Below are 24,376 nucleotides of genomic sequence, written 5' to 3' on the forward strand. Positions count from 1 at the left end.
TTATGAAGAAACTCAGCATTATACTGGCGTCCACCCTACTCCCGGTGCTTACTATGGCCAGTGAAGCAGACCTGCCTATTCCTGATCTCAGCAACAGCTATTTCCAGAAATTCGGCATGAATGGCCATACATTGCTGGCCTGGGGTATATTTATCATCGCCCTGGGCATGGGTTTCGGGCTCTGGCAATTTATGAGGATCAAAAAGCTGCCTGCGCATAAATCCATGCTGGCAGTATCAGAAGTTATTTATCAAACCTGCAAAACTTACCTTTATCAGCAGGGGAAATTCCTGGTCATACTTTTTGCTATTATCGGAGCTGCCATTTTCTATTATTTCTTTGGCCTCAATCACATGGAATTCAGCAAAGTTATGCTGGTTCTCCTTTGGTCAATACTGGGTATCCTCGGATCTTACGGTGTTGCCTGGTTCGGCATTCGCATAAACACCCTTGCCAACAGCCGAACTTCATTTGCTGCCCTTAAGTCAAAGCCCTGGAATGTGGTTTCTATCCCGCTTCAGGCCGGAATGAGTGTAGGCGTATTGCTGATTACTGTCGAGCTGATCATGATGCTTATCATTCTGCTTTTTGTACCCGGTGAGAGCGCCGGTGCGTGCTTTGTTGGATTCGCCATTGGAGAGTCGCTTGGAGCTTCGGCACTGCGTATCGCAGGAGGCATTTTTACCAAGATCGCTGATATCGGCTCCGACCTGATGAAAATCGTGTTTGCCATCGGTGAAGACGACCCCCGCAACCCCGGAGTGATTGCTGACTGTGTTGGTGACAATGCAGGCGACAGTGTAGGCCCGACTGCCGACGGATTTGAAACCTACGGCGTTACAGGCGTTGCCCTGATCTCATTTATAGTTCTTGCCATGGGCATTGACTTTCAGAGCACCCTGATCGTATGGATATTTGCCATGCGCATCCTGATGGTCTTTACTTCCATATTCTCCTATCAGGTTAACCAGGCGTTCTCGGTATCACGCTACGAAAACAAAAACGATTTTGACTTTGAAGCACCTCTGACTTCGCTGGTTTGGATTACTTCCATCGTCTCCATCATTGTTACCTATATTGTAAGTTATCTGCTGATCGGCGATCTGAACGCAGGTTCAGGACTTTGGTGGAAACTGGCAACCATCATCAGCTTCGGAACACTGGCTGCTGCAATTATCCCCGAATTTACCAAGGCTTTTACCAGTTCAAAATCGCGGCATGTGAACGAAATCGTCACTGCATCACGCGAAGGTGGCGCTTCCCTGACCATTCTTTCAGGAATGGTTGCCGGAAATTTCAGTGCCTTCTGGAAAGGGATGGTGATTATGGGACTGATGGCCGGAGCTTTTGCCATATCCAATATGGGGCTGGATCAGATCATGAACTACCCTGCCATCTTTTCCTTTGGCCTTGTCGCCTTCGGATTTCTGGGAATGGGCCCGGTTACCATTGCTGTTGACAGCTACGGACCGGTTACCGATAACGCACAATCAGTATTCGAACTTTCCCAGATTGAAAAAATTCAGGGCATCAGCAGTGAAATTAAAAGCGATTTCGGATTTGAACCTGACTTCAGCAGGGGCAAACATTACCTCGAAGCCAACGACTCAGCCGGAAATACCTTTAAAGCCACTGCCAAGCCTGTGCTGATAGGTACTGCCGTTATAGGTGCCACTACCATGATCTTTGCCATTATCCTGCTGCTCGACCAGCTTGGATTGCTTAAACTCAGCCTGACCGATGCGCCGGTTATCCTTGGATTCATTGCCGGAGGCGCAGTGGTTTTCTGGTTCTCGGGTGCTTCCATCCAGGCCGTTACTACTGGTGCATACCGGGCTGTCGAGTTTATCAAAAGAAATATTAAGCTCGATAAGGATGAAGCCGACATTGAAGACTCGAAAGCCGTAGTTAAGATTTGTACACAATATGCGCAGTCGGGCATGTGGAATATTTTCGGGGTAATCTTCTCACTGACGCTGGCCTTCGCCTTCTTCGATCCTAATTTTTTCGTCGCCTACCTGATTTCAATAGCTGTTTTCGGACTTTTCCAGGCAATGTATATGGCAAATGCAGGAGGTTCGTGGGACAACGCCAAAAAAGTGGTTGAAGTGGACCTGAAAGAAAAGGGCACGCCCTTGCACGAAGCTACCGTTGTCGGCGACACGGTTGGTGATCCTTATAAAGACACCTCTTCCGTTGCGCTTAACCCTATCATCAAATTCTCAACCCTTTTTGGTTTGCTGGCCGTAGAAATTGCTGTTAAAATGAGCCAACAGGCCAAAACCGCAGGTGCTACCGACTGGTCACCGCTCATTGGCTTCATATTTCTGGTGATCGGATTATTCTTTGTTTACCGCTCATTTTATGGAATGCGCATCAAAAAATAGCTGGCCCCCGTATATTAAAAACCCGGTTAGCCTTTTGACTAACCGGGTTTATTTTTTAATGCCAATTTATTCTATTTTTCGGGAAACTCGAGATTGAGGGCCGACCTCCACCAGGGATAATAAAGTTTCTGAAGTTCATCCGTTTCAGGAAACTTGTAGAAAATATACCCGTCTTTGGCACCGACAAAAAATCCGTTCTTAACAGTTCGATAAAGCACATCGCCCTGATAGAACCTGTTAACGGTCTTGGTAGGCTTTTCATAGCCCATGTGCAGGCCGATCAGGCAATCGCGCAGGTGGTCTTTATTGGCGTAAGGCAGGTTGCCAACCGGAGCGGTCAGCGGGTCCTCGGCCAAACGGTTCAGTATCAGCTCAACAAAAACAATTTTTGGGAAATAAATCGGATTATGCTGGTCAGTAACCCATTCGGTGAATTTAGGAGGTGAAAGTTTACTCACCACACGCGGGGTAACGGGACATAACTGCTGGTAAAGATGAAGTATCGGCTTCTCTTCGGGCACATATTCCGATGGCGTCAGTTCAAGCACCTTGCCGTCGGCAGTGGTCAGGTAAAGGTTACGGAACGCGCTGAGCGGAATATTCTCAAGCACCCGGTAAGTAGAGAGATAGACCGAACGTTTGGGTTTACCGTCAACATGCGGAACACAACGCGTTTCAATGCTCCCCATATTAAAATAATCGCTTTTAAAATCAGGGTCGATCTCAAAAAACAACGCCTGGCCTGAGGTCCGTTTGTTGGTTCCCACCGCATAATAAACGCCAAACTCTTCGGGAGGCAGCATCGAAGAGATCAGGGCCTCCGGGGTCATGGACAGATAAAGGTAACGCTTGTAGCTCATAGTTATCTCTGGTTTTACATTACAAACCTAAGATTTTTTTAAATACAAATTACCGTTTCCTGAAAGATTCAACATCCGGAACAGCAGGCCGGCATAAGAGGCTTTGCCATTTACGGGCTCTGCAGTCTGCCGTATCAGCTGATCCCGGAAATCTCGAAAACGGCGACGCCTGACTTCCGGTTATGATTGGTAAAAAATGAATATTATCAATGGTTATATAAATACGATGAACACCATGCAATTGTTCTTCCCGGAGTGAAATGAGAATCTCCGGTTTAGTTATGCTTCATTTCCGATTATCAACTGAGGGATATAACCCCTGGCATGTATTTCTGAAATACAAATACAAAAACAGTCATATATTTGTATATCAACCTTATACAAGTTCAAAACTTTACATTTGAAATTTTTCAGGGTATATGATAATCTTTATCTTTGCCGCACATTTTTGCAGCACTTTCAACCGTTTTTCAAAATATTCAACTCCATGTCAAAACTCACCAACAACTTTATCAACCGACATAACGGCCCCAGGGCAAACGAGATTGCCGGAATGCTTAAAACCATTGGCGCTTCGAGCCTCGACGCATTGATCGATGAAACCGTTCCATCCGCCATCCGGTTGAGGAAGCCACTGAATCTGCCTCCGGCACTGAATGAATATGAATATCTTACTCACCTGAAAAATTTAGGATCAAAAAACAAGCTGTTTAAATCATATATTGGATCAGGTTATTACAACACCATTACCCCGGGCGTTATCCAGCGCAACATTCTGGAAAATCCCGGATGGTATACCTCTTATACTCCATACCAGGCAGAAATTTCACAGGGACGGCTTGAAGCGCTGCTGATTTATCAGACTATGATCAGCGACCTTACAGGACTCCCGCTTGCCAACGCCTCCCTGCTTGATGAAGGCACCTCAGCGGCAGAAGCCATGATCATGCTTTATAATTCACGTTCGCGCGAGGCAGTGAAAGCAGGCGCCAACCGCTTCTTTGTTTCAGACAAGCTCTTCCCCCAGACCATTGATATACTGATTACCCGTGCTGAACCTCTCGGCATAAAAGTGGAAACCGGAAACTGGCAGAACATCGGTTTTGACAGCACCTGGTTTGGTGCGATTGTACAATATCCTGACGAAGCAGGTGAAATCCACGATTACAGTTCGTTCGTTGCCAAAGCCCATGAAAACGGCATTATGGTAGCTGTAGCAGCCGATCTGATGAGCCTTGCGCTGCTCACCCCTCCGGGTGAATGGGGAGCCGATGTAGTTGTAGGTTCCAACCAGCGGTTTGGCCTCCCTATGGGTTTCGGCGGTCCGCATGCCGGATTTTTTGCCACCCGCGAGGAATTTAAACGCAATATTCCCGGCCGCATCATTGGCGTTTCTCTTGATGCGCAAGGCAACCGCGCGCTGCGAATGGCATTGCAGACCCGTGAGCAGCACATCAAACGCGAACGCGCCACCTCAAATATCTGTACCGCCCAGGCATTGCTTGCCATTATGAGTGCAATGTATGCCGTATATCACGGTCCGCAAGGGATAAAACAAATAGCGGAAAGAATAAATATCCTCACCGGCGTTCTTGCTACCGAAGTTTTGAAATACGGCTATACACAACTTAACAGCACCTATTTCGACACCGTAAGGATTCAGATTCCTGATACGGTAAGAATGGCTGAATTCAGGAAACTTGCACTTGAAAATGAAGTTAATTTCAGGTACATCAGTGAAAGGGAAATTGGCATCAGTATTGATGAAACCACCAACCTCGAAGATGTCAACACACTGGTAAATATTTTTGCTTCAGCGGCTAAAAAACAGTTCAACGAATATATTTGCATTCCGGAGGAGTGCTGCCGTATAAAAACTATTCCGGATCAATTCAGAAGGAATTCAGCTTATCTGCAGGAAAAGGTCTTCAACAGCTATCACTCCGAAACGGGCATGATGCGTTTCATCAAAAAGCTGGAGGGAAAAGACCTTTCGCTCAACCGTTCGATGATTCCTCTGGGGTCGTGCACCATGAAACTGAATGCAGCCGCTGAATTGTTCGCCCTCAGCTGGCCCGAATTCAACAGCATTCATCCTTTTGTCCCGGAAGAGCAGGTGGAAGGATACCACCTCATGATCCGCGATCTGGAAAAAGCGCTTTGTGAAATCACCGGTTTTGCCGCCATGTCGTTCCAGCCCAATTCAGGCGCTGCCGGTGAATATACGGGACTGCTTGTAATCCGCGCTTACCATATCAGCCGCGGCGAAGGTCACCGCAATGTCTGCCTGATTCCGGCCTCCGCCCACGGCACCAATCCTGCCAGCGCTGCCATGGCCGGTATGACAGTGGTTGTGATTAAGACCGATCAGAACGGCAATATCGATCTCAATGACCTGAAGGAGAAGGCAGAAAAATACAAAGACACCCTTTCGGCATGTATGGTTACCTATCCATCCACCCATGGGGTTTTTGAAGAAGGAATCCTGGATCTGATCCGCATCGTGCACGAAAACGGAGGACAGGTCTACATGGACGGCGCCAATATGAATGCCCAGGTAGGCCTGACCAGTCCGGGTTACATCGGCGCGGATGTCTGTCATCTTAACCTCCATAAGACCTTTGCCATCCCGCACGGTGGCGGTGGCCCCGGTGTTGGCCCCATAGGCGTTGCCAGACATCTGAAGCCATTCCTGCCAGGGCATGCGCTTGTTAAAACAGGCGGAGAAACGCCCATCACTGCAGTTGCTGCTGCTCCATTCGGAAGCGCTTCCATCCTGCCCATTTCATACGGATACATTAAGCTATTGGGCGGAGAAGGTTTAACCGAAGCCACCAAACTGGCCATCCTGAATGCCAATTATCTGAAAGTAAGACTGGAAGAGCATTATAAGATCCTTTACACCGGCAAAAACGGCCGCGTAGCCCATGAAATGATCCTCGACTGCAATGAGTTCAGCAAAACCGCTGACCTGCAGGTGATTGACCTGGCCAAACGCCTGATGGACTATGGATTCCACGCCCCGACAGTGGCATTCCCCGTGCATGGCACCCTGATGGTTGAGCCTACCGAAAGTGAACCGCTGGAAGAACTCGACCGCTTTGTTACCGCGATGATTGGTATCCGTAAGGAAATTAATGAAATCATTGAAGGCAAAGCCGACCGCCAGGTGAATGTAATCAAAAAAGCGCCCCATACCCTGTGCATGGTCACCACCGACAACTGGACACTTCCCTACTCCCGTGAAAAAGCGGCTTACCCGGCTCCATGCGATATCACTGACAAATACTGGCCCTCAGTAACCAGAATCGATGACGCATACGGTGACCGTAACCTTGTTTGCACCTGCGCTCCGGTATCGGCTTATGAAGAGAAGGCCGGCTAATACCGGAAATACAGGTTTCCTTACCGGGACTGCTTGCTGAATGGCAGGCAGGAGTCTTCCGGAGAAGGTAAGATTCATAATAAAAAGAAAGGCCAAACCGCAATGGAATGGCCTTTCTTGGTATTATCAGACGCTTTGCCCGGATCATTTAAATTTCTTTATAACCCAGGCAGCAGGCTAAGCATTAAGATCATTTCGCCTGAATAATATGTACATCCCTTTGCGGAAAAGGTATGGAGACGCCCTGAGCGTCAAAAGTTTTCTTTACCAGTTCGTTGATCTCAAAAAATACATCCCAGTAATTCCCGGAATTCACCCAGGCGCGGGTTACAATATTTACAGAACTATCCCCCAGTGATATAACGCCGGTGAATGGAGCGGGATCCTGCAGAATCCGCTGATCACGCTGTAATAAATCCAAGATCAGTTCTTTGGCTTTGTCGATATTATCCGTATAACCGATCCCGAATGTCCAGTCGACCCTGCGCAAGGGAGAAGTGGAATAGTTGACAGCAGAACCATTGCTCAACGGTCCGTTCGGAATGATGATTGTCTTTTTATCCGGCGTATGCAGGATGGTATGGAATATCTGAATCTCCTCCACAGTCCCTGCATAGTTCTGCGCTTCAATATAATCACCGACTTTGAAAGGTTTTAAAATGAGCAGCATCACGCCACCTGCAAAATTCTGCAGGGTTCCCGAAAGGGCCATTCCAAATGCAAGACCGGCAGCTCCCAAAAGGGCAATAAATGATGTCATCTGAACCCCGATCATCGAAATCACACTGATCAGCAACAAAATTTTCAGTGTAACAGAAATCAACTGCAAGAGAAATTGCTGAAGGGTTTGCTCATAAGCACGCATTTCAAATACTTTCCTCAACACGCGTTTCAACCTGCCGATCAGCCAGAGTCCGATAACCAGTGTGATCAATGCAAGCAATAGTTTGCCTCCATAAGTCATGATAAGTGAATACAATTCACCCGAAGAAGGTACAAGTTCAGTCAGTTTTTCCATAATAATGTTTGATTAAGCTGTTGTTGTGCTGAATTATCAGACAACGGAAATTGAATAATGATTTAAGTTGCAGCCCGGTGGATAATCGAAAAAATCCAGGGTGATAAAATATTAAAGCTGAACGCTTCAGGGCCTGCATGTCACCAGTCATGGAGCAGTATAACTGCCAAATTCTTTAAGGTAACCCTGCAAAGATACGGAATCTAATCAGTAAGAGCAAATCCGGAATGTAACATACCGCTGATCTCTTTGGATTTTCTAATTGAATATCAATATATTATCACATATTCAATGACATCTGGAATACATCAGTTTGCATATAAATAAGAATTGGTATCTACCCCTCTGAAATATAATAAGATAATATTGGTTATCCGGGTATTTTAAATAAAGAAACCCGGGGTAAACCGGGTTTCCGCATTGATTCATAAAATCCTAAGATTTATCTGCTGCTTTTGCCCTTTCCGGAAGGAGACTGACTTCTGCCTGTCTTTCCAGATGCCTCCTTTGAGGAGGAGCTTCTTGAAGGCCTGTCCACCGAGGCCGGGGAGGACTTGGACGCGGATGACCTGCTCACGGCTTTCGAATCAGATCTGTTGGCTTTGGGTGTAACAGCGCTTCTTGCTGATCCTGAGCGGGAGGATCCTGCAGGGGTGACCTGCCTTTCTGATCGCTGGTTGCTGCGTGAACCAACCTCAGGCTTTGAAGTGCGGGGTGCAACAACGCTGCGTACGGGCTGTTCTTTTGCATCACGGCCGACCTCAGCGCGTTCTTTATTCTGGTTGCGCGGAGACCCTACCTCTGGTTTTGAGGTGCGCGGAGCCACTACGCTGCGGCCGGGTTGTTCTCTGGTTTCGCGGCGGACCTCACTGCGTTTTTCATTCTGATAGCGGGGTGTGCCTACTTCAGGTGATGATTTACGGGCGGTTACTGAGGGACGGGCAGGTTCGCCTTTTCTTTCCTGCCTGTTCACTCCGCTGTTTGCGGGGTTGGATGTGCGTCCACCGGTGGTCTCAGGTGCGGCAGATCTGTTCTTCAGCTCAGTGTCCGGCTTTGAAACTCTTCCTGTGGTATTGGAACCGCGGGGCGAAACCACCGGAGTTGAAGTACGGGATGGGGTATCGGCGCCAACCTGTGCATTGCGGCCGGGATTGTTTACAGCTGTTGCACCTGATCCGCGACCAGGGTTACCATGTCTGCGCTGGTATTCTGCCGAGCCTTCGCTGCGCAGTTCAGGCCGTGAATAGGTGTAGTTGTACCTTCCTTCATCCCTGTATGAGCGGACTATGGTTGAGTATGCCCTGTGGCGATGGTAGTAGTGATCGCGGTAGCGGGGGTACCTGTAGTGGTCGCAGTAGCGGAAGTGGTTGTAGTAATAGTTATACCAGTGGGCATGGTATCCGTAGTAGTAATCCCAGTAGTAAGCCCTCCAGGGCCTCCAGTATGAGGGGTAGTAACCCCAGTACCAGGGTGAGCGCCATCCGACATATACCGGTGCGTAAATGTAGCGGATTACCGGCCAGCTGACGACTTCAACATAGGTTGTACGGTTTACCACAACGGTTTCAGAACGCACGCGGTTGCGCTTTCCGGTGTAACCCGGGTTGGGGTTTTCAGCATAATATGGCTCGATGATGTAATTTTCCCCGTAAAGGTATTCATCCCCTATCATCTGTACAGTTACCTGACCGTACTTATCCTTAAAGACGGTAATAACAGCCACGTCCTGGTTTTCCCTTTCATTAATGGCAACCTGCAGTACAATGGTGTGGTCATCACCATCGACATAATCAATTACTTTAATGTAGTCAATGTAGTTGTCACCATTCAGGTCGAGGTTATTGATTTTGGAATCCTCACTGTTGAGGCTTCTTTCAAAGCCTTCGAGTGTTTCTGATTCCTGGAAGAGTTTCATCACGGCGTAAAGGTTCAGGTTATCGCCGGGGAGGTTCAACCGTTCAGGTCGGATATCACTGGCTGATGCAGTAATGCCGAGGGAGAGCAGTGCGATCGTGAAGTAAATGCTGAGCGTTTTCATGGCTTTGTGTTTTAGGGGCATTGCTACCCGGAATTAATTACCCTGCTACAAGCAAACAGTATACCAAAAATCAAATATAACTTTTCTTTTAATAATCAATTCACTGTTAAATTACTGATTTACTGTATTTTTAATAGTATTAAATAAATTATTTTAAAAACTAATCCTGTAAGAATCAAGATATATAATCCTGAAAAGTTGCTTTTAGGACACAAACTTATATCCGAAAACAATGTTGTCCGGAAAAACCTGATAAAGAGAATATCCACGGCTGGGAAGATCGTTGATTAACCCGGGAAATCATATGATACCCCTTCAATTAACAGGCAGAAGGCATTAAATTTGATACATTTGCCTGGCATACAAGCATAAACCCCGAAAACAAGCATGAAACGAATCACGACCATTTGCCTGTCAGCAATAATTACTTCAGCCCTGCTGATCACAAATTCCTGCAGGGAGCAATCCTCTTTTTATATTAAATCCGTGACTTTTCCTGTGGACGCAACACCGCAACAGAAGACTAACCTGGCCGCCCGGGTTGTGCCAACGCCGCAACAACTTGCCTGGCAACAGATGGAATTAACGGCTTTTATTCACTTCGGCATCAACACCTTTACCGGCCGCGAATGGGGCGACGGTACCGAATCACCGGCCCTGTTCAATCCGGAAGCATTTGATGCCCGGCAATGGGTCAGGGTACTGCAGGAGGGCGGAATGAAAATGCTGATCCTCACTGCAAAACATCACGATGGATTCTGCCTTTGGCCCACCGCAACTACCGGTCATTCAGTTGCCGCCTCACCATGGCGCGGAGGCAAAGGGGATATTGTAAAAGAAGTGAAAGATGCTTGTGATGCCATGGGAATGAAGTTTGGGGTTTACCTCTCGCCCTGGGACAGGAATGCCCCCTCCTATGGCGACTCTCCGCGATATAACGAAATGTTCAGGCAACAGTTGACTGAACTCCTCACCAATTACGGCCGGATAGACGAAGTCTGGTTCGACGGCGCCTGCGGTGAAGGGCCCAATGGCAAGCGTCAGGAATATGACTGGGCATCGTTTTATGAAGTTATCTCACGGCTCCAGCCCGATGCTGTTACGGCCATTAAAGGCGAAGATGTGCGTTGGGTGGGCACTGAAACAGGTTATGGCAGGCCCACAGAGTGGAGTGTAACGGCTTTTGCACCCGGAGGCCGGTCCGAAATGGCAGCGATCAACAGTCAGCTGGGATTAAATGAGATGAGCGCAGACCTCGGAAGCCGGAAACTCCTGGAAAAAGCAGGAAACGCTTTCTGGTATCCGGCCGAAGTTGACGTCTCCATCCGCCCCGGCTGGTTCTGGCACGAAGAGGAAAACAATCAGGTAAAATCACTTGAAAAACTTGCTGACATCTATTTCAATTCTGTCGGTATGAATGCAGTATTACTCCTTAACGTTCCTTCGGATACCCGGGGACTGATACACGAATCGGATGCCGCACGGCTGAAAGAGTTCGGCCAATGGATCGGCAATACTTTCAGTAACAATCTGCTGACAGGGTCAAAAGCCCGCAAAAGCAAACATGCCGCCGCAACAGACGGAAACCCTGATACCGGCTGGGAAACAGGCCGCTTGCCTGAAATCGCGGAATTCAGTCTGAAACAGCCTGCCCGGTTTGATGTGATTGAGTTAAAAGAAGATATCCGCAAAGGACAAAGGGTCGAAGCCTTCCGTGTGGAGGCATCCCTTCATGGCAAATGGCAGGAAATTGCTTCAGGTACAACCATTGGTTACAAGAGATTGCTGAAAATCAATCCGGTTGAAACAGACAAAATCCGTATCATCGTGTCTGAATCACGCGGAAAAGCTAACATTGCCGAAACCGGGCTTTATCTGTCTGCCAGCTTCAACGGAAGGGATTTTTGATTACTACTGCCCGGATAAATAACTAAAGGCCGGCAATACGCGAACCGGGAATTCCTGCATATTGCAAAATCTGCTATTTTTGAATTGACTACCACCCCATCCAACAATGTAAAATATTGATATGAGGTCATATATGCTTTTCAAAATAAAACATCCGGCCTGGATACTGTCAGCAGCATTTTTCCTCTCCGGACTTCATTTAACCGTTGCACAACAGCAGGTTTCGCCCGCTTTCAGCACTGCAGGATTTTATACCATACCAGAAACGGGCAGGGAGGTGTTTTCCATGAATCCGGTATGGCGGTTTTTCAGGGGAGATGCAGCGGATGCCTATCGGCCTGATTATGCCGATACATCCTGGCAGGTTGTACATCTTCCGCACGGCATTGAGGTGCTGCCTGAAGAAGCCAGCGGTGGTGTCAATTATCAGGGTGTTGCCTGGTACCGTAAACATTTTGAAGTGCCCGAAGGACTTGAGGGAAAGAAATTATTTCTCCATTTTGAGGCCATCATGGGCAAATCCGTTATCTGGCTGAACGGACAAGAACTCAATAGTCATTACGGAGGTTATCTTCCGGCGGTTGTTGATATAACTGAATTTGTGAACCATGACGGCTATAATGTCATTGCAGTAAAAGCTGATAACTCCGACGATCCGGAATATCCGCCCGGAAAGCCTCAGGATATGCTGGATTTCTGTTATTTCGGGGGCATTTACCGCGATTGCTGGCTGATTGCGCACAATAAAACATATATTACCGATCCCAATTATGACGGCATAGAAGCCAGAGGCGGGCTGTTCATCAGTTTTGGCCAGATCTCGGAACAGAGGGCCGAAGTACTGCTGCAGTTGCATATTAAGAATGAGCTCCGGCAACGGTTCAGCGGTAAGGCGGTTTTCAGGTTAAAAACCGGCGATGGACAAATGGTGGGTCAGTCGGTTAAACGGTTGGGAATTTCCCCGGGAAAAGACCAGACAGTATCAGGAAGGATTGAAGTAATCGAACCATCCCTTTGGTTACCCGAAGCACCATATCTATACAATCTTGAGGTGCTGGTATTGGACGCACAAGGCCGGCCGGTGGATGGTTATATGCAAAAAACCGGAATCCGCAGCATTGAATTCAGGGGCAGCGACGGGCTGTGGCTGAACGGCAAGCTTTATCCGCAGCCGCTGATCGGCGCCAACCGCCACCAGGATTTCGCGCTGATCGGGAACGCCTTACCCAATTCAGTTCATTGGAGGGATGCAAAAAAGCTCCGTGATGCCGGGCTGAAGGTGGTCCGTAATGCCCACTATCCGCAGGATCCGGCCTTTATGGACGCCTGCGACGAACTGGGCCTGTTCGTCATTGTTAACACGCCCGGCTGGCAATTCTGGAATGAAAATCCTGTATTTGAAGAGCGCATCTACCAAAATATCAGGGACATGATCAGGCGCGACCGCAACCACCCCTGTGTGCTGATGTGGGAGCCGGTACTGAATGAAACCTGGTATCCTGAGCACTTTGCCCGGAATACCCGTGATCTTGTATTGGCAGAATACCCTTTCCGCTATTGCTACACGGTATGTGATGCCGAAGCCCGGGGCAATGAATACTTTCCGGTGCTTTATGCGCACCCGCGCGATGGCGATGCCGACCGGGCACTCAAACATACTGATCCGTCGAAAACATACTTCACACGCGAATGGGGTGACAATGTAGATGACTGGAATTCGCACAATTCGCCAAGCAGGGTTCACCGGAGCTGGGGCGAATCGGCCATGCTGACGCAGGCGCAGCATTATGCGCACCCGCCATACACGTATACCAGCCTGCACACACTTTATCAGACCGGGCGGCAACATGTGGGCGGATGCCTCTGGCACCCTTTCGACCATAACAGGGGTTACCATCCTGACCCGTTTTACGGAGGGATTATGGACGCTTTCAGGCAGCCCAAGACATCGTATCACCTTTTCAGATCCCAGCAAAACCCGGCTGAAAGCGGCCCGATGGTTTATATTGCCCATGAAATGACGCCGTTTTCGCCGGATGATATTACCGTTTACAGCAATTGCGAAACCGTGAGGCTCACCATAGGCGCAACCGGTCAGGTACTTGAACAAGACCGCACAGAGAAATCAGCCGGGCTGCCCTATCCGCCTTTTGTTTTCAAAGACAGTTACCGTTTTATGGATGACAAAGTGCTGGCTATGGACAATCAGCATGTAAAAGTTTACCTGCAGGCCGAAGGAATCATTGGCGGCAAAGTAGTTGCTACCCAACATAAATTACCTGCCCGCAGGCCTTCCAGATTGTTGCTCCGGGCCGATAACGAAAACATGCCGTTGCTTGCCGGGGGCTCTGATTGCGTAACCGTGATTGCTTTCGTAGCCGATGATTACGGAAATATCAAGCGGCTTAACAATGAGGATATCCTTTTCGAAATTGCCGGTGAGGGAAGCCTTATCGGAAACAGTCAGACCGGCATCAATCCGGCTAAAGTGAACTGGGGGACTGCCGCTGCGCTGGTCCGCTCCGGACTGAACCCCGGAACTATCATTGTAAAGGCTTCCGTGATTCCGTCGGGCGGCCACAAACCACTGAGCGCCATCCTGGAGATCAAAACCTATGAACCTTACCACCGGCAGGTTTTCGACCAGCAAACAGCCGGAATGCAAAAATCACGGCAGGATACGGTTAACAGCAACATTGACGGGACCCGGGAAGAACTGCAGCTTGAAAACGAAAGACTGCGCCGTGAACTTAACCTGATAAAACTTAAAGAAGTGGAACGGCAGCAGAAAGAATTCGGCGAAAAACCGGAATAAAACCCAAATTTACCACAGGGAAATAATGAAAAAAAAATCCATTGAAAACCTGCATCTTATTAATAATGTTTATTTTACTGATGTTGACCACCGCCTTTTCGCGAAACGGTGAAAGCCTTATCAGACAATTTCATGACAGGTATGCAGGCACCGGCACATGTAATCGGTTTCCCGGGATTCTTTCAGAAAAGCAGATACAGTATTTTTTGGCGCATATCAGGCCGGATACTGCGGAAAGCTGCCAGACTTGCATAAACAGGCATACCGGAAATGGCAAAGTTACTGGTGATGGAACGGTAAAAGTGAAAGCAGTATATAAAAAAGTCCCGCTGTTTATCAATCGCCATAATCCCGGGATCATTACCCTGGAGATAAATAGCAGCGCGGACGAAAACAACCTGAAGTCCATAAAAATTAATTACTCCCGCGGAAGCGATGTGCACATCATCGACTCCGTTCTCGTTTATATACAAGAAACCGGGAAAGACGAAGCGGCAGCCAGAAAGTTATTTGCGGTCACAGGTAAGGCAACTAAATCCCTGTTCCCCGTTGCCGGAGAGAAACCGTCCGGGAAAAGCAGCATTTACCATTTCGGATTTATCCTGAAAGACGGTATCAGGCTTGAGCAAAGTTTTGGAATCGAATCCGTTGATCTTACTTATTCGTTAACAGGGAAAATGCGGATACCTTCAGGAACCGCGTTCCGATACCGGCCTGCACTGGTGCTCAGGGGCGCCGGTCAGGACCATGTGCACACCTGCCGTATCCCCGGATTAATCACCACAAATGCCGGCACCCTGATAGCCATATACGATATCCGTTACAACAACAGCAAAGACCTTCAGGAAGACATCGACATCGGCATGAGCCGCAGTACCGATGGCGGACAAACCTGGGAACCCATGAAAGTGATTATGGATATGGGGGAATGGGGCGGCAGGCCGGAACGGCTCAACGGCACCGGCGATCCCTGCATACTTTACGACCATTTTACCGGAACCTTATGGGTCGCCGCCCTCTGGATGAGCAGTTCGCACCACGAAAAGATGCTCTGGTGGGACTCAAAACCCGGAATGGCGCCCGAAGAAACCGGGCAGTTTATCCTGACAAAGAGCACCGACGACGGAATCAGCTGGAGTGATCCCGTTAATATCACCTCCCAGATTAAAGACCCTTCCTGGCAGCTGCTCCTGGCCGGGCCGGGGAGAGGACTCACGCTCAGTGACGGAACGCTGGTATTTCCGGCTCAATACAAATCCGATCTGGGCGTCCAGGCCCTGGATGGCGGGCAGTACACCTGCCAGTCGACCATTGTTTACAGCACCGACAAGGGAAAAACCTGGAAAATTGGCAAAGGCGCCAAACCGAACACTACCGAGGCGCAAGCCGTTGAACTGAGTGACGGAAGCATTATGCTGAACATGCGCGATGACCTCAACCGTACGGTAAAAGATGAGGGGAACGGGCGGGCGGTAGCCATAAGCCGCGATCTTGGAAAAAACTGGACGCTTCACCCCTCTTCGAATCACGCGCTGACAGAGCCCAACTGCATGGCCAGCCTGATTTCGGCAAATGTCAAAGCCGGTCGCAAAACCATCCCCGTGTTGTTTTTCTCCAATCCTTCGCATGCTTCCGAACGTAAAAATATGACCATCAAGGCAAGTACGGACGAAGGCAATACCTGGCCTCCCGAAAACCAGATTCTTCTGAATGAAGAAACCGGATTTGGCTATTCGTGCCTGACAATCACGAAAGACAAGTGTGTAGGCATACTCTATGAGGGGGACAGGGAGTTGTTCTTTCAGAAGATACCTGTAGCTGAAATAAATATCAGATAGTAACAGGATAAGGGAATGCCGGCTGATTAACGGAGTAACCATCCCTTGGCAGAATTTATTACTTACATCAGCATACAAATATTGACCATCACCGGTCATTGTAAGTTCCCTGCAAAATGAATCTTAAAATAAGCAGCATGAACTGAATCCATTTCTTCAGATTTATTATCCATCTATATTATTTTGTGTTAAAGTATTGTTAAACAGTTAAATCAGGAAAACAAGCCAAACCTCCGGCAGGTTTAGACGTAATTCCGGTGAACGCCGGGACCACCTAAACCCCAAAGAATCATGGCAAAAAAAATTGTGAAGGCAGCTGCTGTCAGTAAAGTGAAACTGGCAGGCAAGATACAACCGGTAGCAAAGCCGGTGCTGAAGAAAGTCAGTTTTAAATTTAAGATTAAACCGTCACCGGTTGTTTTCAGCCGTAAGGTCAAACTTAAATCCGCCGATGTCATCGATCTGAAGGTCATTCGCAATCCGGGCCATTATACACGCATTGAACAAATAAACGATGCAACCGGCAGCAATGACAATAACTGGAATTGCTCCATTCAGCGCTGGTCAGCCGATGTGATCCGCCCTGAACCGGTTGTACTTAACACCAAGATTGACGAGATTTATCCGGGAGCCATTTTTGCTTACGAGTCCATTGATAACGGCACTTACAAACGGCTGCCTTACGACCGTAAACCGCTTAACGTGCTGATCAACCGCAATCAGGCATCGGTGGCTACTGTATCGGTCAATAATCCCTCTGCAGCTTCCATCGCCCAGGCAATCAGCAATATCAGGGGGAGTCTGAAAGGAGGAGGCGCGGCAGTCACATTCGGAGAAAGCTTTGAAGTGCTGAGCGAGGAAGACCTCTTTATGCGCACCGGTGGCAGCGGCTATTATCTCGGTTTCGGCGGAAATCACAGCATAGATTTCACGAGTAACAGCAAAAGCCACCGTTTTTATATCAAACTTTATCAGGAATACTACTCCATTTTAATCGATGACACGCACAACGAGCCCTCCGATTTCTTCGTGATGGCCGGTGAAAATAATTCTTCGGCAGATGCCCTGGACCCAGATAAGGTTAATCCGGACTGGGTGGTTGTGAATGCCGTTAAATATGGCCGTGCGCTGAACCTGATGTTTGAAAGTGACGAATCCTTTTCTTCCTATGGGATTGATGTGCATGCGTATGCCAATTTCCTGGTTGCAGGTGCCAGTGTCGATTTTTCGATGCGGCAGCAGAGCTTTCTGAAACGGACTTCGGTGCGGCTGGTAGCCTACGGCGGGAATCCCGGACTTACGGGCCAGATACTTACAGCCGGAAACCAGGCAGAGCTTAAAAAGGCCATCAATAATTATTTCGCCGGAAGTATGGATGAAGTCCCCATTGCATATTCACTCAGCACCCTTGACGGGGAAAACATCGGGGTACATCTGACTGCTGAATTTACCAGCAGACAATGCGCTCCGGCCGCCGAAAAATTTGAAGTATTATGGAAAAGCGTCCATTGCGCAAGTGCCGATGATGCCTCAGGGGATGAAGAAATCACCGCCTTTTTAAGGATCAGGGCTTTTGAAGGCAACGGAAAAGAAATCCTGGACGTGGAAAAGAAGAACAAGCCGATTCTCGAAGCCGAAAAAATGAGAAAGGAAACAGGCTTCAAATTCCCCATTCCATGGACATTTACCAAAGGAACCCGGCAGCATCCGCTTCAGCTTGGATTCAGGGAGACCAGGGAAATTGATCAGCGGATCATCTTTAAAGTTCCGAAAAGTGATCTGAATGCCAGGGTCGGCATCAGGGCAGATGTGCTTGAATATGATTCCACTTCTGCGGATGACGATTTCGCCGACGACCACAAATCATACAAATTCAGCGAAACGGGCAACAAGAAAGAGGTAAAACTGGTTTGTGACCATGAGGGATCACGCATAGAGTTTCATCTGGAAATCAGACCGGTTTATGACTGACAGGCAGCCGGCATCCACTAACCGGCTGTGAAGTGAGCAGCGATCAGGAAACTTCAAAAGAGAGACAACCCGATCTATGCAAATATCAAATCACTCCAAAAAGTAGTGCCTGTATTAATATTGTCCCGGTTAAGCGTTTGTAATCAGCACAATAATCATTGCGCCGAACAAATGCTTAACCGGGATTACCTTTCCGGAATCAAATGTTCATTCAGGAGCGGGTAGTTTTCCGCCTCAGAGGGCCGGCATGGACAAGTCCGCTTCAGCGGATACGCTTTTCCTGATATCCGGAACCAGTGGTCACATGTATGCGGAAAGTTTACTATTGCCGCCCCTTTACTGAAAAATTTTAAGCATCCGGAAGGGTTTCAGACCCTGATTATTGTACATATTGTTTCCGGTTGTCGTTATTACAAGATTTGATTCAGGTATAACAAAAATAAACTGACTTCCAAACCCATGCGCATAAATGCATTGAGGCGAGGTTGTTTTGATCCACCACAAATATCCATAGTGATCGCCTTTATTCCCCGGAACTTCAATCTGAACCTTTGTCGATGCATTTATCCAGTTTTCTGAAATAACCTGTTTTTCATCAAACCTACCTTTATTTAAAACCAGCATCCCGATCTTAACCATATCAACCGGGCGCAGTTTAAGCGAACCTGTACATAAAGGCAAACTGTCGGAAACGCTGACCTGCCATAAATAATCTTTAATCTCCAGCGGTTGAAATAAATATTTCTCGGCAAATATTTCCAGCTCCATTTCCGTTGCTTTTTCAATGATTCCTGCAAGAATCTGCATCGCCGAATTATAATTGAATTCTATTCCGGTTTTTCCTTGAATGGGTTTCTTCAGCATATCAGCAATGCTCTCATCCTTATCCCAGGGTGAATCAGGATCATCTTTTATCCATTCCACACCGCTGCTCATCGTAAGAAGATGTCTGATGGTCACTGTCTCCCATCTCTTTGCGAATTCATAATCATCAAAAAAGGAAACAGCTTTTCTATCAATAGAATCAATAAAACCCTTGTCAACAGCTATTCCGATAAGTAATGAGGTAATGCTTTTTGTAACTGATTGAAGCTGGTGAAGCTGACCGGAATCAAACCCGTTAAAATATTCTTCTAGCACAAGCTTCCCATCTCTGAAAACGAGTAAAGAGTTGATCTCCCCATATTTCCCTTGATTAATGTCATTGACCAGTTTGGTGATTTTCGTCCTGTCCGGATCTGATTCATTCAACGAAGCGATAGGTAATACCTTACTGACAGGTTGTTTGTACTGATACCCGTGCTCTGACAATTTCTCATTCGTTTTCCGGGTAAGCAACAGTTTTTTCTCAGGAATCTCCGGATCCGAATATTTAAAACTTCCGTCAAGCTGGGATAAATCTTCTGACATCCTGCCGGAGTATGTTATCAATAAATCACCCGCATTAATAAGAAATTTAAAATCAGGATGATCATATTCAATTTTTGAAATGGGCATCCGGGGTAAAAGCGCTCCGTCAATCTCCGTTTCAATATAACCGGAAAACACACCGGCTCTAATCTCCTTTATTGTAAAAGTATACGTGTCCTTTCTGTTGTCATGCATATCTACCCCTATCCATATTCCCGATAAAGGTGAATTGCTGCCTGAAAGAAAAGTTGACACGTTCAAAAACAAGAAAAGCAATAAACCCGTTTTTGTTTTCATCTTTCGTATTTTAAATGATTTATGATCCGTGCAAGTATAATCTTTCAGGCTGGCAGGATGAACTTAAGTAATCAAATACAGTAACTACAACAGGCAATAAAACATCTATATAAAATTACTATATAATCTTCATATATTCTAATTGATTATTCCGGTGATTCAGCGCCACCATTCCGGTGCAAACGGCGCCACCTAAACTGGGCAGATTTGTTTTACAATATTAATCAATTTTTTTCTGTTTTTTTCTTTCGTAAAGAGTCTCCTTTTAATTCAAATCTGTGTGCATTACCTGACAATCTGTCCATAATCGCATCGGCCACGGTATTCTCACCGATATATTCGTACCATTTATTAACAGGGATCTGTGAAGATATCAATGTTGATCGCTTACCGTAACGATCCTCAAGTATTTGTAAGAGTGCCAGCCGTGTAATTTTATCCATGGGATGTAAGCCAAAATCATCCAGGATTACCAATTGGGTTTTTTCGATTTGATTCAGCATCTTAATATAGGTTCCATCGAGTTTGGTTTGGGTGATTTTTTCTAAAAAACGCGTCATTCCCAGGTAAATAGTCTTGTATCCAAAGGTGCATGCCTGGCGCCCGATTGCACAAGCCAGATAACTTTTTCCGCAACCAGTGGCACCAGTAATAAGGATGTTTTCAGCGCGTTCAATGAAGCTGCAGTCAGCTATGTTCATGAGCTGATCTTGTGTTAGGTTTCTTCCGGAGTTACAATAAACCTGTTCAATGACGGCATGGTAGCGAAGTTTGCTCAGTTTTAACAGGGCCTGTGTTCTCAGGTGGGCCCTGTGCTGGATCTCTGCCTCTGATAAGCGGGCCATAAATTGATGGATGGAAGGTTGCTCTTGTACCGGCAATGATAAAACTGCCTGATAGGCGTCTGCCATGCCTGGCAGCTTTAACTGTTTCAACTGATCTAAAGTGATTTGTGTGTTCATGTTGTTAAAGTATTAGTGATTAATTGTATGCCTGTGGCCCACGAATGTTTTCATGGTCAGGGATTGATGAAAAAATGGTCATTTGATCCGTTTGTTCTTTATCCAGGTTGTTTGACAGTATATCGCTTATCAGGCGGTAGTTTACCCTGGGGGCATTAACGGCCCTTTTACATGCATTTTCAAAGCGATCTTCACCATACTGGCCTGACAGCCGCAATAATCCAAGGCAGGCATTATAGGCTTGTTCGGTGAACGTTTTAGACTCAAGGATACGGCTCATAATTTTATGTGAACACACGCCAAGCTGTTTCGCTTTCCCAAGAAAATAATCTGCATCCCAACCTTTGGTTTGCCTATACTTCTTATGTTTCTCGGGCATGTGTTCTTCCAGTGTTGTATAGCCATGCTTGCGGTAGTTGCGCCTGTGCACAGCAATACGGCGTAAATCAAGATAAACCTCTACCTCATCTGCATCATAGATAATCTTTACTTTTTTCCCTATGTGCTGATATGGAACACTGTACTGGTGCCAGTCTTCGCCCAGAATGATATGATAGTTCTTCTGCACCTTTGCCACAACGGTATGCTTGAGCACAAATGGCTCAGCTGGCAGGGCCTTAAGCAAAGGGAGCTCATGTTGCTCAAAAAGTTCCCTGCGGTTGTAGGTGCGATTTTGTAAATGCTTGTTGTGATGTATATCTAAGCATTTGATTATATTGTCATTAAGCTCTTTCAGACTGTAAAATATTTTATTGCGCAGGGGGGCATATACACGCATATAAGCCAGGTGAACTGCTTGTTCAACACTGGGTTTGTCTTTAGGTTTAGCTACCCGGGTAGCTGATAAACTGGTGTTATAGTACAATGACCATTGTTCACATACCTCTGAGAAGACCGGCTCATACCGGTTGCTCTTTTTTACATATTGTTTCATGTTGTCGCTCAGTACATTCGCCGGTACGCCGCCAAAATAGCTCATACACCTTCCCAATGCCGGATAAAGGTATTCCTGAGTAGCGTATGGCAACGCTTCTATATAGCTGTACCCACTGAAAGGCAATACGCAAACTAGGACGGGGCAAGTGATGATCTCTGAAGTGGATATATCAACGTAACTCAATTTTTTACCGGCAAAATCAACCTGGACCCGCTCTGCGGGTTTGTGCTCAAAATGCATGGTAGCTGAACTCTTGCGTTTGTCATTTACAAGATGTTCGCAAAACTGAGAATAACTGTATCCATCAGGGACTTCCAGCCTGTATTCTTGCCAAAGGGTGAGTTTGGTAACTCCGGTTCGGCATAGTTCGCTGTGAAAATAACTAAATCTGCTTTGCAAATCTTCCAGCCGTCTATCGGGTTCTTGTTCCCTGTTGCCAGTGTATAACAAAGCACCCAGATCTGCATCTGAAAGTTTGGATAACTGCTGCAATTCCAGTCCGCTTTGCTCAATCCTATGAATATATCCATCTATTGTATGGCGTCCTGAATGAAGACTTAGGGCTATTTTTCGCTTGGATTGCCCTTGTTCCAAAAGTTGTATTATGCGTCGAATTTGTAACATCGTTATGGGTCGTTTTGACATAGTACCTGTTTTGCGACAAGGTACTCGATTGTTACAAATCTGCCCGGAAAGGTGGCGCCGTTTCTGCCGGAATGTCAGGTGAAATTATTTCTTATTCACCTGTTTCTAATCCCAATTTTCGCCACTTTGGAGGTGGCGCTGAATGGACCGGAATACTGGCGCCGAATGCTCCGGAATGGGTGGCGCCGATTGGACCGGAATAGTCACTAATAATCCCTGATATTTTTAAATTGTTGCTTATACTACTGATCTCCTCCAACGGCTTCCGTATTTTCTTCCGCCAGGGACAGCCCTCCTGCGGTTAGCCCGGCGCAATCACCAATACGGACATTTTGCCGGCCGGGGAACAGCGCGCAATGCGCTGAGCAGAGAGAAAGTTGAAATACATCCCGGTTCTTCAGCATTCACTGAAACGCCAGGTCGGACAAAAGCCATTCTTCCGAAAAAAGCAAACAGGTCTCCAAACGGTATTTTAAGTATTCAGTTTTTTGATCATCGTAGCAGAAATTCCGTCGGTGCTGACGGTTTCAAATCCCGCCTTCCCATACATACGGAAGGCGTAATTCTCTTCATCCACGCTCAGCGACACCTGCTTAAATCCCCTGCGGGCAAGGCTGTCAAGCATTGTATTCAGCAGCGCAGTTCCTATCCCTTTGTTGCGATAAGACGGGAGCACCGACATGCACACTTCGGGTGTCCGGACATCCACAAATCCATAACCTTTGCCGCATTCCGGAAACAGACGGATCCAGACAGCACCCACCGGCTCCCCTTTGCTTTCGGCCATCAAGCAGTAGTCGGACTCTTTTCCGAAATCCTTGTAATAAACCGCCAGTTCAGGACGTAAGATTACTTCTTTGCCCGGCCGCTCCACCCCTTCCGGAATAAAGATTGCCTCATACAGGAATTCTTCCAGCAGATGGTACTCCTGGGGGTGGATTTCGCGGATTAAAATTGATGGAGTTTTATTCATGATAAGTTCTTAATATGGCGGGTGGTAGGTGCTGCGCGGGATTCAGGGCGCTTACCTGTCGGGTTACAGCATGATTATTAAAGGTGCTGTAAATAAATCAGGCACAACACCCGTATTGCGCATTATCGCTTACTGAGCTTAATGCATTTCAGCATTTTCCATAGGCGTTTTTCCAATTATCTGCAATTGCAATAAATTTTGAGTAACCATGCTCCCTAATAAAGAAAATGGCTTGCTTGTATTTCTGATATTTATAACCACTTTTGGAAAACCAACTTCCAATTATTTCACAATTTTCCAATTCTTTGCAATCTGCGCAAGTATCAAGGTTTTTCTCTCTAAAACAGCAAACCTTGATTTTACATTTTGCTTTATTTATGTCCCGTTCTTTGGTATCGAAGCCAATTTTACATCCTTTGCAAAATCCTTCAATAAAAGGCTTGCATGTCTTACAATAAGCTCCGCAACAACCAATGTATCTATTTGAACTAATCATTTGCAATCATTGTCGATGTCCATTTTTGCAATAAGTCCAACGGTTTGGCGGTATGTTTTTGTTGCCGATTTCGAAGCACTGGCTTGTCAAGTTACACGAAAGTTTATTAGATGCAGAAACGCTGAAATACCCACTATCTCGGCAATAAAATATACCGCCTGTTACCAGCTGGCGTTCTGTCTTCTGTCCTTGTAAACCATTGTCATTATTGATTTCTCGTATAATTGTCAAGTTGCTTATATGTCTTGTGTCGGCTTGTGCGGTTGGGTATTTTTTATTTTCTAAAGGGGAGGAGATTTTTAATTTTTCCACTTGGGTCGGGCAGGCACACTCTTTGGCAAAGCTTTGGTTTAAGCGTTGGCTTGTGGGGCTTTGACAATGTGTGTGACTGGTGCGTTGGCTCATTTTACTTTTCTCTAAGTTTTCTTTCAATCTT

General features: G+C 46.8%; 15 protein-coding genes. 6 read left to right on the forward strand and 9 right to left on the reverse strand.

Annotation, left to right across the window (positions count from 1 at the left end; all coding sequences use genetic code 11):
- Positions 1 to 2 precede the first annotated feature (2 nt).
- Positions 3 to 2,387 carry a sodium-translocating pyrophosphatase gene (locus TBC1_RS14845; protein WP_062044625.1) on the forward strand — a complete coding sequence of 795 codons (2,385 nt, stop codon included), beginning with the start codon at positions 3 to 5 and terminating at the stop codon, positions 2,385 to 2,387.
- A 71-nt stretch (positions 2,388 to 2,458) separates the two neighbouring features.
- Here TBC1_RS14845 and TBC1_RS14850 read toward each other — a convergent pair whose 3' ends face one another.
- Positions 2,459 to 3,247 (reverse strand): hypothetical protein, encoded by a 789-nt coding sequence (locus TBC1_RS14850; RefSeq protein ID WP_062044627.1) that lies wholly within the window; start codon positions 3,245 to 3,247, stop codon positions 2,459 to 2,461.
- 487 nt (positions 3,248 to 3,734) lie between these two features.
- On the opposite strand from TBC1_RS14850, the gene gcvP reads away from it, so the two are divergent.
- Positions 3,735 to 6,632 (forward strand): aminomethyl-transferring glycine dehydrogenase, encoded by a 2,898-nt coding sequence (gene gcvP / locus TBC1_RS14855; protein ID WP_062045625.1) that lies wholly within the window; start codon positions 3,735 to 3,737, stop codon positions 6,630 to 6,632.
- Positions 6,633 to 6,822: 190 nt separating this feature from the next.
- On the opposite strand, the gene TBC1_RS14860 is transcribed toward gcvP, so the two are convergent.
- Positions 6,823 to 7,650, reverse strand: a complete 828-nt coding sequence (locus TBC1_RS14860; RefSeq protein WP_062044629.1) for a mechanosensitive ion channel family protein — start codon at positions 7,648 to 7,650, stop codon at positions 6,823 to 6,825.
- 442 nt (positions 7,651 to 8,092) lie between these two features.
- Positions 8,093 to 9,688, reverse strand: coding sequence for a hypothetical protein (locus TBC1_RS14865; protein WP_062044631.1), 1,596 nt, complete (start codon positions 9,686 to 9,688; stop codon positions 8,093 to 8,095).
- A gap of 387 nt (positions 9,689 to 10,075) precedes the next feature.
- Between TBC1_RS14865 and TBC1_RS14870 the strand changes: the two genes are divergently transcribed.
- The 4 genes from TBC1_RS14870 (at position 10,076) to TBC1_RS14885 (ending at position 18,220) form a co-directional block, all read left to right on the forward strand.
- Positions 10,076 to 11,596 (forward strand): alpha-L-fucosidase, encoded by a 1,521-nt coding sequence (locus tag TBC1_RS14870; protein ID WP_062044633.1) that lies wholly within the window; start codon positions 10,076 to 10,078, stop codon positions 11,594 to 11,596.
- Positions 11,597 to 11,717: 121 nt separating this feature from the next.
- Complete coding sequence (locus TBC1_RS14875) at positions 11,718 to 14,411, forward strand: glycoside hydrolase family 2 protein (RefSeq protein WP_236695682.1); 2,694 nt, start codon at positions 11,718 to 11,720, stop codon at positions 14,409 to 14,411.
- Positions 14,412 to 14,491: 80 nt separating this feature from the next.
- Positions 14,492 to 16,249 (forward strand): sialidase family protein, encoded by a 1,758-nt coding sequence (locus tag TBC1_RS14880; RefSeq protein WP_201781698.1) that lies wholly within the window; start codon positions 14,492 to 14,494, stop codon positions 16,247 to 16,249.
- Positions 16,250 to 16,540: 291 nt separating this feature from the next.
- Positions 16,541 to 18,220, forward strand: coding sequence for a thiol-activated cytolysin family protein (locus TBC1_RS14885; RefSeq protein WP_062044639.1), 1,680 nt, complete (start codon positions 16,541 to 16,543; stop codon positions 18,218 to 18,220).
- Between the two features lie 336 nt (positions 18,221 to 18,556).
- Here TBC1_RS14885 and TBC1_RS14890 read toward each other — a convergent pair whose 3' ends face one another.
- The 6 genes from TBC1_RS14890 to TBC1_RS17860 all read right to left on the reverse strand — a co-directional run bounded on the left by TBC1_RS14890 (position 18,557) and on the right by TBC1_RS17860 (position 24,372).
- Entirely contained in the window at positions 18,557 to 19,927 is a 1,371-nt protein-coding gene (locus tag TBC1_RS14890; RefSeq protein ID WP_062044641.1) for a serine hydrolase domain-containing protein, read from the reverse strand.
- A 224-nt stretch (positions 19,928 to 20,151) separates the two neighbouring features.
- A complete protein-coding gene (istB, locus tag TBC1_RS14895; RefSeq protein ID WP_062044643.1) occupies positions 20,152 to 20,889 on the reverse strand; it encodes an IS21-like element helper ATPase IstB in 738 nt (245 codons plus the stop codon).
- 19 nt (positions 20,890 to 20,908) lie between these two features.
- A complete protein-coding gene (istA, locus tag TBC1_RS17550; RefSeq protein WP_082189656.1) occupies positions 20,909 to 22,471 on the reverse strand; it encodes an IS21 family transposase in 1,563 nt (520 codons plus the stop codon).
- 472 nt (positions 22,472 to 22,943) lie between these two features.
- Positions 22,944 to 23,444 (reverse strand): GNAT family N-acetyltransferase, encoded by a 501-nt coding sequence (locus tag TBC1_RS14910; RefSeq protein ID WP_062044649.1) that lies wholly within the window; start codon positions 23,442 to 23,444, stop codon positions 22,944 to 22,946.
- A gap of 148 nt (positions 23,445 to 23,592) precedes the next feature.
- Positions 23,593 to 23,940, reverse strand: a complete 348-nt coding sequence (locus TBC1_RS17555; RefSeq protein ID WP_082189657.1) for a hypothetical protein — start codon at positions 23,938 to 23,940, stop codon at positions 23,593 to 23,595.
- Positions 23,941 to 23,946: 6 nt separating this feature from the next.
- Positions 23,947 to 24,372 carry a hypothetical protein gene (locus TBC1_RS17860; RefSeq protein ID WP_137305770.1) on the reverse strand — a complete coding sequence of 142 codons (426 nt, stop codon included), beginning with the start codon at positions 24,370 to 24,372 and terminating at the stop codon, positions 23,947 to 23,949.
- Positions 24,373 to 24,376: the final 4 nt, after the last annotated feature.

It is taken from the genome of Lentimicrobium saccharophilum (assembly GCF_001192835.1).
GTDB lineage: Bacteria > Bacteroidota > Bacteroidia > Bacteroidales > Lentimicrobiaceae > Lentimicrobium > Lentimicrobium saccharophilum.

What these genes read in the sequence shown, in the direction of transcription:
- TBC1_RS14845 (WP_062044625.1), top strand. Translation starts at nt 3, where the DNA reads ATGAAGAAACTCAGCATTATACTGGCGTCCACCCTACTCCCGGTGCTT.
- TBC1_RS14850 (WP_062044627.1), bottom strand. Translation starts at nt 3,247, where the DNA reads ATGAGCTACAAGCGTTACCTTTATCTGTCCATGACCCCGGAGGCCCTG.
- gcvP (WP_062045625.1), top strand. Translation starts at nt 3,735, where the DNA reads ATGTCAAAACTCACCAACAACTTTATCAACCGACATAACGGCCCCAGG.
- TBC1_RS14860 (WP_062044629.1), bottom strand. Translation starts at nt 7,650, where the DNA reads ATGGAAAAACTGACTGAACTTGTACCTTCTTCGGGTGAATTGTATTCA.
- TBC1_RS14865 (WP_062044631.1), bottom strand. Translation starts at nt 9,688, where the DNA reads ATGAAAACGCTCAGCATTTACTTCACGATCGCACTGCTCTCCCTCGGC.
- TBC1_RS14870 (WP_062044633.1), top strand. Translation starts at nt 10,076, where the DNA reads ATGAAACGAATCACGACCATTTGCCTGTCAGCAATAATTACTTCAGCC.
- TBC1_RS14875 (WP_236695682.1), top strand. Translation starts at nt 11,718, where the DNA reads ATGAGGTCATATATGCTTTTCAAAATAAAACATCCGGCCTGGATACTG.
- TBC1_RS14880 (WP_201781698.1), top strand. Translation starts at nt 14,492, where the DNA reads ATGTTGACCACCGCCTTTTCGCGAAACGGTGAAAGCCTTATCAGACAA.
- TBC1_RS14885 (WP_062044639.1), top strand. Translation starts at nt 16,541, where the DNA reads ATGGCAAAAAAAATTGTGAAGGCAGCTGCTGTCAGTAAAGTGAAACTG.
- TBC1_RS14890 (WP_062044641.1), bottom strand. Translation starts at nt 19,927, where the DNA reads ATGAAAACAAAAACGGGTTTATTGCTTTTCTTGTTTTTGAACGTGTCA.
- istB (WP_062044643.1), bottom strand. Translation starts at nt 20,889, where the DNA reads ATGAACACACAAATCACTTTAGATCAGTTGAAACAGTTAAAGCTGCCA.
- istA (WP_082189656.1), bottom strand. Translation starts at nt 22,471, where the DNA reads ATGTCAAAACGACCCATAACGATGTTACAAATTCGACGCATAATACAA.
- TBC1_RS14910 (WP_062044649.1), bottom strand. Translation starts at nt 23,444, where the DNA reads ATGAATAAAACTCCATCAATTTTAATCCGCGAAATCCACCCCCAGGAG.
- TBC1_RS17555 (WP_082189657.1), bottom strand. Translation starts at nt 23,940, where the DNA reads ATGATTAGTTCAAATAGATACATTGGTTGTTGCGGAGCTTATTGTAAG.